At 63.2% G+C, this 10893-nt stretch carries 8 protein-coding genes (1 of these 8 running past the window's edge); 3 read left to right on the forward strand and 5 right to left on the reverse strand.

From position 1 onward, the window contains the following. Positions 1-45 precede the first annotated feature (45 nt). Both CCGE531_RS00280 and CCGE531_RS00285 read left to right on the forward strand, forming a co-directional pair. The gene (locus CCGE531_RS00280) at positions 46-2049 is read left to right on the forward strand and encodes a hydantoinase/oxoprolinase family protein (protein ID WP_120662402.1); all 2004 of its coding nucleotides are present in this window, start codon (positions 46-48) and stop codon (positions 2047-2049) included. 118 nt (positions 2050-2167) lie between these two features. Next, positions 2168-4336, forward strand: coding sequence for a malate synthase G (locus CCGE531_RS00285; protein ID WP_120662403.1), 2169 nt, complete (start codon positions 2168-2170; stop codon positions 4334-4336). Between the two features lie 123 nt (positions 4337-4459). On the opposite strand, the gene CCGE531_RS00290 is transcribed toward CCGE531_RS00285, so the two are convergent. After that, positions 4460-5407 carry a transposase gene (locus tag CCGE531_RS00290; protein WP_120662404.1) on the reverse strand — a complete coding sequence of 316 codons (948 nt, stop codon included), beginning with the start codon at positions 5405-5407 and terminating at the stop codon, positions 4460-4462. Between the two features lie 457 nt (positions 5408-5864). Beyond that, positions 5865-6557 (reverse strand): L,D-transpeptidase, encoded by a 693-nt coding sequence (locus CCGE531_RS00295; RefSeq protein ID WP_120666326.1) that lies wholly within the window; start codon positions 6555-6557, stop codon positions 5865-5867. Positions 6558-6738: 181 nt separating this feature from the next. On the opposite strand from CCGE531_RS00295, the gene CCGE531_RS00300 reads away from it, so the two are divergent. Further along, positions 6739-7275: an MmcB family DNA repair protein gene (locus tag CCGE531_RS00300; protein WP_120662405.1), complete on the forward strand. Its 537-nt coding sequence runs from the start codon at positions 6739-6741 to the stop codon at positions 7273-7275. 59 nt (positions 7276-7334) lie between these two features. Here CCGE531_RS00300 and CCGE531_RS00305 read toward each other — a convergent pair whose 3' ends face one another. From CCGE531_RS00305 to hrpB, 3 genes are all read right to left on the reverse strand, one after another. Next, on the reverse strand, positions 7335-7922 hold the full coding sequence (locus tag CCGE531_RS00305; RefSeq protein ID WP_120662406.1) for an ActR/PrrA/RegA family redox response regulator transcription factor: 588 nt from the start codon (positions 7920-7922) through the stop codon (positions 7335-7337). Between the two features lie 75 nt (positions 7923-7997). Beyond that, a complete protein-coding gene (locus CCGE531_RS00310) occupies positions 7998-9335 on the reverse strand; it encodes an ActS/PrrB/RegB family redox-sensitive histidine kinase (protein ID WP_120662407.1) in 1338 nt (445 codons plus the stop codon). 2 nt (positions 9336-9337) lie between these two features. Continuing rightward, positions 9338-10893: the 3' portion of an ATP-dependent helicase HrpB gene (gene hrpB, locus CCGE531_RS00315; RefSeq protein ID WP_120662408.1), read on the reverse strand. 919 nt of this gene lie beyond the right edge of the window; 1556 of the gene's 2475 nt are visible here — the last part of the coding sequence; its start codon lies off the right edge, out of view; its stop codon occupies positions 9338-9340.

Below are 10893 nucleotides of genomic sequence, written 5' to 3' on the forward strand. Positions count from 1 at the left end.
TGTGGAAATTCATAATCATCACTCGGCCAGAGGTTCTATATCAGCGTGACGTCTCATTTCCTGCTCGGCATCGATACGGGTGGAACCTACACCGATGCCGTTCTTTTCCATGAAACCGATGGCGTGGTCGCCAAGGCGAAATCGCTGACCACGCGGCATGATCTGGCCGTCGGCATTGCCGGCGCAGTCGATGCCGTCATCGCCAGGGCCGGCATTCCCGTTTCGGCGATCGGCCTCGTCTCGCTGTCGACCACGCTCGCCACCAATGCGCTGGTGGAGGGGCAGGGCGGCCGCGCCGGGCTGATCATGATCGGCTTCGGACCGGATGATCTCAAGCGCGACGGCCTTGCGGAAGCGCTCGGGTCCGATCCCGTGCTGTATCTCCCCGGCGGCCACAATGTTCACGGCAATGAAAATCCGCTCGATCTGGCGGCGCTGCGCGACGCGCTGCCGGAACTGGCAAAGTCGGTCTCCTCTTTCGCTGTCGCCGGCTATTTTGCCGTGCGGAATCCGGCTCATGAAATCAGGGTGCGCGATTGCATCCGCGAGATCTCGCACCTGCCCGTTACCTGCAGTCATGAGCTTTCTTCGAAGCTGGGCGGTCCGCGCCGCGCCTTGACGACGCTGCTGAATGCCCGTCTCGTCTCGATGATCGATCGCCTCGTCGGCGCCTGCGAAGGGTTCCTGGCGACGCGCGGCATTGCCGCGCCCATGATGGTGGTGCGCGGCGACGGAGCCCTGATTTCGGCTGATGAAGCCAAACTCAGGCCGATCGAGACCATTCTGTCCGGCCCGGCGGCAAGCCTCGTCGGCGCGCGCTATCTCACCGGCCTCGACAATGCCGTCATCTCCGATATCGGCGGCACCACCACCGATGTCGCCGTCATGGAGGATGGCCGGCCGCGGCTGGATGCCGATGGAGCCGTGGTCGGAGGCTATCGCACCATGGTCGAGGCCGTCGCCATGCGTACCTACGGCCTCGGCGGCGATTCCGAAGTGAAGATCAACGATCGCGGCCTTGTCGCCGCTTTCGAGCTCGGGCCACGCCGCCTGTTGCCGCTCAGCCTTGCCGCTCATATGCACGGCGATGCGGTGCTTGAAGTCCTGGAGCAGCAGTTGCGGGCGCCGCATCTTGCCCGCAATGCCGGCCGCTTTGCGCTCCGCACCGGCGTTCCGAATCATCTGGCAAGCGGTCTTACGGCGCCGGAGCAGGCGCTGTTCGACCGGATCGGCGCCGTTCCCGCACCGCTCGACAAGCTTTTGACGATGACATCGCAGAAGGCGACGCTGGATCGGCTGGTGGCGCGCGGCCTCGTGCATCTGAGCGGCCTGACGCCCTCGGATGCCATGCATGTGCTCGGTCGGCAGGGCCAGTGGAATGCTGAGGCGGCCCGCCTCGGGCTGGCTCTGGCGATGCGGCTGAAGGATGGCTCCGGGCGCGTCATCGCCGCATCCGTCGAGGAACTGGCGCAGAAGATCGTCGATCGGCTCACCCGTCAGTCCGCGGATGTCATTCTCGCCGCCTGCCTCGCCGAAGATGGCGTTGCCGATCTGAATCCGGCCAAATCCATCTCCATCGATCGCGCCCTTCGCCGCGTGCCGGGGATCGCCCGCTTCGCCATTTCGCTCGATCGGCCCTTGGTCGGGCTCGGCGCCTCTGCCCCGGTCTATTATCCCGCCATCGCGGAAATGCTGGCGAGCGAAAGCGCCATCCCTTCCGATTCGGATGTCGCCAATGCCGTCGGCGCCGTCGTCGGTCAGGTGCGCACCAGCGTTACCGTTTTCGTCACTATGCCGGAAGACGGCATCTATGTGCTGAACGGAGCCGGTGAGAGCCTGCGCTTCACCGATGAGGACCGGAGTTTCGCCGATGCCCGCTCGCGTGCCGCCGAGGCCGCGATGGCGCAGGCAAGGCTCAATGGTGCCGTGGACCTCGTGTTGGCGATGGATGAGCAGGTGGATGCGCCTGAAGTCGAGGGCAATCGAAAACTGATCGAGGCGCGGTTCATCGCGACGGCGAGCGGCCGCCCGCGAATCGCCACGAATTGATTTTTTCCCAGAGCGCATAAATCTTTCGAACTATTGCCAAATTGACGGAAGCGAAACCATCGGCAAAGTGGCAGCATGTGAAAAATGAGCCAAAAGATGGCCTTGAGGAGTATTTGGCATGAGCCGCATTGAGACGAACGGGCTTCAGATCGAATCGGTACTATATGATTTTCTCGTCAAGGAGGCTCTTCCGGGCTCAGGCGTGGACGCCGATGCCTTCTTCGCCGGCTTCTCCAAGATCGTCCACGATCTCGCGCCGAGGAACCGCGAGCTGCTCGCCAAGCGTGACCGCATGCAGGAAGCGCTCGACGACTGGTATCGCAAGAACGGCGCGCCTGTCGATCTCTCCGCCTACGAGGCTTTCCTTCGCGACATCGGCTACATCGTGCCCGAAGGCCCGGCCTTTACGATTTCGACCGCCAATGTCGACCCGGAAATATCAGAAATCGCCGGCCCGCAGCTCGTCGTTCCCGTCATGAATGCCCGCTATGCCCTGAATGCCGCCAACGCGCGCTGGGGATCGTTGTATGACGCCCTCTACGGCACCGACGCCATTCCCGAGACCGATGGCGCCGAGAAGGGCAGGACCTATAACCCCAAGCGCGGCGAGAAGGTCATCGCCTGGGTCCGCGATTTCCTCGATTCCGCCGTGCCGCTGGCCGGCGCAAGCTGGAAGGACGTCAGCGGCCTTGCTGTAAAGGATGGCGCGCTGGCGATCACGACGAAGGGCGGCGCCGCAAAATTGGCTGATGGCAGCCATTTCGCCGGTTATCTCGGCGATGCGGCCAATCCCTCGCATATCCTCTTGAAGCAGAACGGCATCCATATCGAAGTCGTCGTCGATGCCGGCACCGATATCGGCAAGGTCGACCCGGCAAACATTTCCGATGTCCGCCTGGAATCGGCGATCACGACGATCATGGACTGCGAGGATTCGATCGCGGCCGTCGATGCCGAGGACAAGGCCGAGGTCTACCGCAACTGGCTCGGCCTGATGACGGGCGATCTGACCGAGGAAGTCGCCAAGGGCGGCAAGACCTTCACGCGCCGGCTCAACCCGGATGTCACCTATACGGCGCCGGATGGCAGCAGCTTCGATCTGCATTGCCGCTCGCTGATGCTGGTGCGCAATGTCGGTCACCTGATGACCAATCCGGCGATTCTCGACCGTGACGGCAACGAGGTGCCGGAAGGCATCATGGATGCCACTATTACCGGCCTGATCGCGCTCTACGACATCGGTCCGAACGGCCGCCGCAAGAATTCACGCGCCGGCTCCATGTATGTCGTGAAGCCGAAGATGCATGGCCCCGAGGAAGTCGCCTTCGCGGTCGATATCTTTTCGCGCGTCGAGGACCTGCTTGGGATGCCCAGTAATACCATCAAGATGGGCATCATGGATGAGGAGCGCCGCACGACGGTCAACCTCAAGGAAGCGATCCGTGCCGCCCGCGAGCGCGTCGTCTTCATCAATACCGGCTTCCTCGATCGCACCGGCGATGAAATCCATACTTCGATGGAAGCAGGCCCGATGATCCGCAAGGGCGACATGAAGCAGGCGGCTTGGATCGGGGCTTACGAGAACTGGAACGTCGATATCGGCCTGGAATGCGGCCTCTCCGGCCATGCCCAGATCGGCAAGGGCATGTGGGCGATGCCGGACCTGATGGCGGCCATGCTCGAGCAGAAGATCGCGCATCCGAAGGCGGGCGCGAACACCGCCTGGGTGCCATCTCCGACGGCGGCGACGCTGCACGCCACCCATTATCATCGCGTCAATGTCGCTGAAGTCCAGCAGGGCCTGAAGAGCCGCGGCCGCGCCAAGCTTTCCGACATCCTCTCCGTGCCGGTTGCCTCGCGGCCGAACTGGACGCCGGAGGAAATCCAGCGCGAGATCGACAACAATTCTCAAGGGATCCTCGGCTATGTCGTGCGCTGGGTCGATCAGGGCGTCGGCTGCTCCAAGGTGCCCGACATCAACAATATCGGCCTCATGGAAGACCGCGCCACCCTGCGCATCTCGGCGCAGCACATGGCCAACTGGCTGCACCACAAGGTCATCAGCGAAGAGCAGATCGTCGAAACGATGAAGCGCATGGCTGCCGTGGTCGATCAGCAGAATGCCGGTGATCCGCTCTACAGGCCGATGGCCGGCAATTTCGACGGTTCGATCGCCTTCCAGGCGGCCCTCGATCTCGTCCTCAAGGGCAGAGAGCAGCCGAACGGCTACACCGAGCCCGTCCTGCACCGCCGCCGCATCGAGCTGAAGGCGAAGCAGGTGGGGTGAACCATTCTGTCCATCGGAGGCCGCCTCGATCCTTCGAGGCCTTGTCGCCTGCGCTGGCGCTTCGACGGCAAGGCGCCTCAGGATGAGGTGGAAAGAGCTCTGCGGCTAGAGTATCCGTGTTGGTCAAGTAGGGGTTGCCGTCCATTCTCGGCCGTCCCTGAGCAATGCGTTTGCGAGCACGATGAGCTTTCGCATGATGGCTGTGATGGCAACCTTCGGTGCTTTTCCGGCAGCTTTGAGCTGGTCGTATTTTGCCTTGAGGTCGGGATTGAAGCGCATAGCGACAAGCGCCGGCATGTAGAGTGCCTGTCGCAGCTTTGCCCGGCCGCCGCGGATGAAGGCACGGCCGGTCCATGTCCCGGACTGCCGTGCGACGGGAGCCAGGCCAGCAAGCGAGGCTGCTTGGCCGTGGGCGAGCGTGCCGAGTTCGGGCATGTCGATGAGAAGCGCGAAGGCGGTGGTTGCTGAGATGCCGGGGATCGAAATGAGGCTTTCGAAGCGTCTTGCGAGGACGAGATTGTCCTTGATGAGCATCATGATCTCCCTTTCGATCGCGGCCATCTGGCGTTCGATCTGCCTGAGTTGCTCGGCGTTGTGACGCTTGAGCACGGTCAAAGTCAGGTTCTTTGCCCTGTTCTTGGCGGCGGTGCGGTTCTTGACCAGCGCCTCGCGGGCCATGTGCAAGTCCTTGAGGTCGTTGAGGATCGGGCTGCGTGCCGGCCGTGCTTCGAGTTCAAGGAGTGCCCCCATGCGCGCCAGCATAGCGGCGTCCAGCCGATCGGTCTTGGCGAGCTTGCCCGTGGCTTCGGCAAAACGCCGTGCCTGGCGTGGATTAACCTTGACGAGGGCCGCGCCTGCCGCAGCCAGCCGACGCTCGAAGGCCCGGTGATAAGGGCCTGTCGGTTCATAGACGATGCGTGTGTCATGAATGGTCTCAAGCTGGCCGAGCCAGCTCATGAAAGCTCCGTGGCCGACACTGTCGTTGGCGAAGCGGCGGATCGCGCCGTCGCTCATCCGGTGGGCATCGAGATGATCTTTCGAGATATCGACGCCAATGGTATCCTTTGTCATCTTTCGCTTGTCCTCTGCTTGTCGTCCGGAGCCAAACTCCGGGTATCCGTTCAGGACCAAAGAGAAAGACGAGGGCGATCCGACTCTAGCTCGACCCGTCAAACGGTCTGCGTTTCAACGATCCGACCCTCGCCGCTGTGGGAGGGCGGCTACCCTCTCTCAGCGGCTCATTCTTCGCCTGTTCGGCAGCAAAAGTCATAAGACAAGCCCTTCAGCTTTTCACAGAAACTCTGAACCGCTCTATCTCTTTGTTATCTAGCAATTCCGGACGGAAAACCGCTGCGCACTTTTCCTGGAATTGCTTGGGAAAAAGATCAGCCCTCATCCTGAGCGCAGCCGAAGGCGGAGCCTCGAAGGACGAGGGCGGATGAGGCGGCATGGCGTCGACCCAGTTCTTCAAACAAAAAGGCCGCCGGATTTCGATCCGACGGCCTTTTCAAATTCCGATTGCCAGCAATTACTGGATAACGACGACCTTGGTGCTGTGACCCGGCAGGACGCGGCTATAGAGGTCGATGACGTCCTGGTTCATCAGGCGAATGCAGCCCGAGGAAGCGGCGGTGCCGATCGACGCCCATTCCGGCGTGCCGTGCAGGCGGAACAGCGTGTCCTGGCCCTTGTCATTGTAGAGATACATGGCGCGCGCGCCGAGCGGGTTCGACAGGCCGGGGTTCATGCCGCCATCAACATATTTGGCGATTTCCGGACGGCGGACGGCCATTTCCTTCGGCGGATGCCAGCTCGGCCATTCCTGCTTCCAGGCAACGTAAGCCGTGCCCGACCAGGCAAAGCCCTGCTTGCCGACGCCGATGCCGTAACGCATCGCTTCGCCATTGCCGAGGATGTAGTAGAGATGGCGCTCGCGCGTGTTGACGATAATCGTGCCTTCAGTCTCGTCGGACTTGTAGGAAACGATCTGTCGGCGGAACTGCGGCTTCACCTTCTGGATCGGGATCGCCGGCAGCTGGAAGCCGTTGTCGCTCGTGACGCCATAATCGCTGTCGAACGTCTTGATGGCGTCGGTAGCGGGAGCGGCAATGGTGGCGGGGTTGGCGATGGCGGAGGGCTTGGCTGCCGCAGGGATGGCATAGCCAGCCGTTGCGAGCGTTGCGACAAGGCCGAGTGCGGTCATAGCATTACGGATGCGCATGGAAGTCTCTTGAAATTTCGTGGCGGGGAACGGATGGTTATCAACCATCTTTGTCTACAGTTTATTTTCCATTAAACTTGGCTTTGCAAGCGGCTGTGGCACTACAAAAATAGCGCCGATGCGCAAATTAGAGGGACATGGTTTTTTTGCAACAACGCTTGCCCTGTCCCCGAGGCAATTCATGACCATTTTGAACGTTTACAATAACAATCCGTTAATAGATGGCCGGCAGTCGGAAAGGGCCATGCTTGTACGCAAGGGCGTGCAACTATTACTGCACGACATGCGCCATGCGGTCTTGCCGGAGTTGCCGCTTGCCAGCGGTCGCCGTGCCGATCTCATCAGCATTTCGGAAAAGGGCGAGGTCTGGATTATCGAGATCAAGACGTCGATCGAGGATTTCCGTGTCGACCGTAAATGGCCCGAATACCGGCAGCATTGCGACCGGATGTTCTTTGCGACGCACAAGGACGTGCCGCTGGATATCTTCCCGGAGGATTGCGGACTGTTTCTATCCGATGGCTACGGCGCCCATATGCTCCGCGAGGCGCCGGAGCATCGCCTGCCGCCGGCGACGCGTAAGTCGGTGACGCTTAACTTCTCGCGCGCGGCCGCCCAGCGCCTGCTGCTGGCCGAATGGGCGACGGGCAAAGATTTTGCCTTCTCCCCCCGGGGAGAAGGTGCCCGAAGGGCGGATGAGGGGGGCGAGGAGCTTTAGCTCAGAGCGCTCCTTAAACCCGCGCACCACGCGGTCTTCTTCTCACCCAGGCGAAGGCGCTATTTCGGCGCGCGCTTGGCGAGGATGCGCTGCAGCGTGCGGCGATGCATGTTGAGGCGGCGGGCCGTCTCGGAAACATTGCGCTCGCACATTTCGTAAACGCGCTGGATGTGTTCCCAGCGGACCCGATCGGCCGACATCGGGTTCTCGGGCACTTCAGCCTTTTCGCCGGGGCGCTGCGTCAGCGCGGCATAGACGTCGTCCGCGTCGGCGGGCTTGGCGAGATAGTCGAGCGCGCCGAGCTTGACGGCGGTCACCGCCGTCGCGATGTTGCCATAGCCTGTGAGGACAACGATATGCGTATCGTCGCGCCGCTGGCGGATCGCCTCGATCACGTCCAGTCCGGTGCCGTCGCCCAGACGAAGGTCGACCACGGCGTATTTGGGCGGGTTCGCCTTGGACTTGGCAACGCCTTCCGCCACCGATTCCGCCGTCTCGACTGCAAAGCCGCGCGTTTCCATCGCGCGTGCGAGCCGGCGCAGAAACGGGCCGTCGTCGTCGACGATTAGCAATGTGGCATCCGGGCCGATATGGGCCGCGGCATCCTTCGCTTCCGCGTATGGGGCAGCGCTCTCTTTTTCCGTCATTTTATCTTCTATCCCGGCGACCATACGCCTGCATATTCAACCGATTTTGACGATCGCTGTTTTAAGCCGTGAAAATCATTTTGTCGAATTACTGTCGATCAGCACGCGCGGCCATTCGACGCGGACGCGCGCTCCCGGCGCCTCCGGATCGCGATTGCTGAAGGAAAGCGCGGCACCCGACCGTTCGAGTAGCGTCTTGGCGATGAAGAGGCCGAGCCCGAGGCCGCCGGCGGTATCGTCCCGCTGGCGCGATGTGACGTAGGGCTCGCCGATCCGCGCCAGTATTTCGGGCGAATAGCCGTTGCCGTCGTCCTCGATGACGATAGTAAGAGTGCTGACAGTATATTCCACCGTGATGGTCACTGTCTTGCGGGCATAGTCGACTGCATTTTCGATGAGGTTGCCGAGGCCGTACATGATGCCGGCATTGCGGTTGAGGACAGGTTCGCCGGAGCGCGGGCTTTTCTCGATCAGCTCCAGCGCGATCCCGAATTCGCGGTGCGGCGCGATGATCTCTTCCATCATGGAGGAGAGCGTCAGCCGCCGCATATGCGCCTCGTCTTCGGAGGAAAGCGTCGTCAGCCGGCGCAGGATGTCGCGGCAGCGTTCGCTCTGGCTGCGCAGCAGCGCCACATCCTCGCGGAAGCGATCGTCCTCGCGAAGTTCGCGTTCCATCTCCTTGGCAACGACGCTGATGGTCGCAAGCGGCGTGCCGAGCTCGTGCGCCGCGGCCGCCGCCAGCCCGTCGAGCTGCGACAGGTGCTTTTCCCGCTGCAGCACCAGTTCCGTTGCCGAGAGCGCGTCGGCGAGCTGCGAAGCCTCCATCGAGACGCGATAGGCATAGAAGGCGGCAAAGGCCATGGTGGAGGCGATCGAGCACCAGACGCCGAGCTGCATCACATTGTGGACGTTGACCGAGACGCCTTCATACCAGGGAAGCGGAAAGGGCGAGAAGGCAAGCCCGGTGATGCAGATCATAGCAAGCAGGATCAGCGGCATGCTGTAGCGGATCGGCTGCGATGCGAAGGAAATGATGACGGGCACGCAGACCAGCGCCGAGAAGGGATTGGCAAGGCCGCCGGTGATCAGCAGCAGCCCGCAAAGCTGCAGGAGATCGAGGCTGAGCAGGGCGAAGGCTGCCGGCGGCTCCAGCCGGTGCGTCGGCGGATAGCGCAGTGTCAGGAAGAAGTTGATCCAGGCAAGGCAGGCGATCAGCACGCAGCAGGGCAGGAGCGGCATCGGGAATTTCAGCCAGAAGGCGACGATCATGACGGTCACCGTCTGGCCGCCGACGGCAAGCCAGCGCAGGCGCACCAGCGTCTGCAGCCTCAGCCGCCGGCTGGTGTGGTGGTCATCCTGTGCCTTGATCTCGGCTTCGGAGAGTTTTTCCAGTCCTCGGAAGAAGCGTGCCATTGTCAGGTCCCCCGTGGCTTGACGCGTGTGGTCGGCAGGGCATCGGCCGGATCTTCCGGCCAGGGATGCCTCGGGTAGCGCCCGCGCATGTCGGCGCGCACATCCTTCCAGGATCCCGCCCAGAAGCCGGGCAGGTCGCGCGTCGTCTGAATCGGCCGGTGCGCCGGCGATGTCAGTTCCAGCACCAGAGGCAACCGGCCGCCGCCGATCGCCGGATGCTGCTTCAATCCGAACAGCTCCTGGACGCGAATGGTCAAGAGCGGTTCCTCGCCGTCATATTGTATGGGATGGCGCTGGCCGGTCGGCGCCTCAAAATGCGTCGGCGCCATCCGGCCGAGATCGCGCTGCAGCTCATGCGGCACCAGCGACATCAGCCCATTGGAAAGCCCGCCGGCCGAGATGTCTGAGAGGCCGCGCGCTTCCGTCTGAAATGGCGTGAACCAGTCATCCAGCCGCGCAAGCAGGGCCTCGTCGCTGACATCGGGCCAGGGTTCGCCGATCGTCCGGTGCAGGAAGCCGATCCTTTCCCGCAGCTGCGCGGCTTCCTTGGAAAAAGGCAGGACGCCGATCCCCAGCTCGCGAATACCTTCGGCCAGCGCCCTGGCCGCCTGCTCGCCGGAGGGGCGCGGCAGGGGCGTTTCCTCGAAGATGATGGCGCCAAGCCGCGTCGCCCGCCGCGCCCGCACCTGACGGCTGGCTCTATCGAAAAAGCTCTGGTCTTCGGTGCGGATCTCGCCTGGCAGATGCTCTTCCACCTCGGCGCGGGAAATCTCGGCCGCGGCGAGAATGCGCGCCTGCGCGGCGCGGCCGGTCAGGTCGGCAATGACAAGCATCTGCGAACCGGCAAGGCGTTCGGTTTCCGGCAGCTCCGCGCCGCGCCCGTTCGCCATGACGAAGCGTCCCCGCCCGCCGCGCTGCAGGGCGATCCGATCGGGGAAGGCATGCAGGAGCAGCGCACCGGCGAGCGGGAGAGTGGAAGCCGCGCCGGTATTGCCGCCGGCAGCCTGGGCGAGGCGTCCGGCCAGGCGGCGCGAGGCCTCCGCCCGTTCGCCTCTCTCCGTCTTGAAGCGCCGCAGCCGGTCTTCCAGGTCGATGCTTTGTCCGCCGAGGCCCTGTTCCGTCAGCAGCACGGAGAGCAACGCCGCCTCGCGCGCCTGGCCGAATTCGGCGGCCGAAATCACCATGGCCGCCAGCCGCGGCGGCAGGGCCAGTTCGCGCATCAGCCGGCCACACGCCGTCAGCCCGTTTTCGGCGTCGAGCGCTCCCAGCTGCCGCAGCAAGGTCCGCGCCTCGGCAAGCGTTATCGCCGGCGGCTGGTCGACGAAGGCAAGCGTCGCCGGATCCTGCACGCCCCAATGAGCCAGATCGAGCGCAAGGCCTGAAAGATCGCTGGAAAGGATCTGCGGCGGCGTAAAGGCAGGCAGAGCCGCCGTCTGGCCCGGATGCCACAGGCGGATGGCGATGCCCGGCTCGGTTCGCCCGGCGCGGCCGGCGCGCTGATCGGCCGAGGCGCGCGATACGCGCACCGTCTCGAGCCGCGTGATGCCGGTCGAAGCCT

This window comes from Rhizobium sp. CCGE531, from assembly GCF_003627795.1.
Taxonomy (GTDB): Bacteria; Pseudomonadota; Alphaproteobacteria; order Rhizobiales; family Rhizobiaceae; genus Rhizobium.

What these genes read in the sequence shown, in the direction of transcription:
- CCGE531_RS00295 (WP_120666326.1), bottom strand. Translation starts at nt 6,557, where the DNA reads ATGCGCATCCGTAATGCTATGACCGCACTCGGCCTTGTCGCAACGCTC.
- CCGE531_RS00300 (WP_120662405.1), top strand. Translation starts at nt 6,739, where the DNA reads ATGACCATTTTGAACGTTTACAATAACAATCCGTTAATAGATGGCCGG.
- CCGE531_RS00310 (WP_120662407.1), bottom strand. Translation starts at nt 9,335, where the DNA reads ATGGCACGCTTCTTCCGAGGACTGGAAAAACTCTCCGAAGCCGAGATC.
- CCGE531_RS00290 (WP_120662404.1), bottom strand. Translation starts at nt 5,407, where the DNA reads ATGACAAAGGATACCATTGGCGTCGATATCTCGAAAGATCATCTCGAT.
- CCGE531_RS00285 (WP_120662403.1), top strand. Translation starts at nt 2,168, where the DNA reads ATGAGCCGCATTGAGACGAACGGGCTTCAGATCGAATCGGTACTATAT.
- CCGE531_RS00305 (WP_120662406.1), bottom strand. Translation starts at nt 7,922, where the DNA reads ATGACGGAAAAAGAGAGCGCTGCCCCATACGCGGAAGCGAAGGATGCC.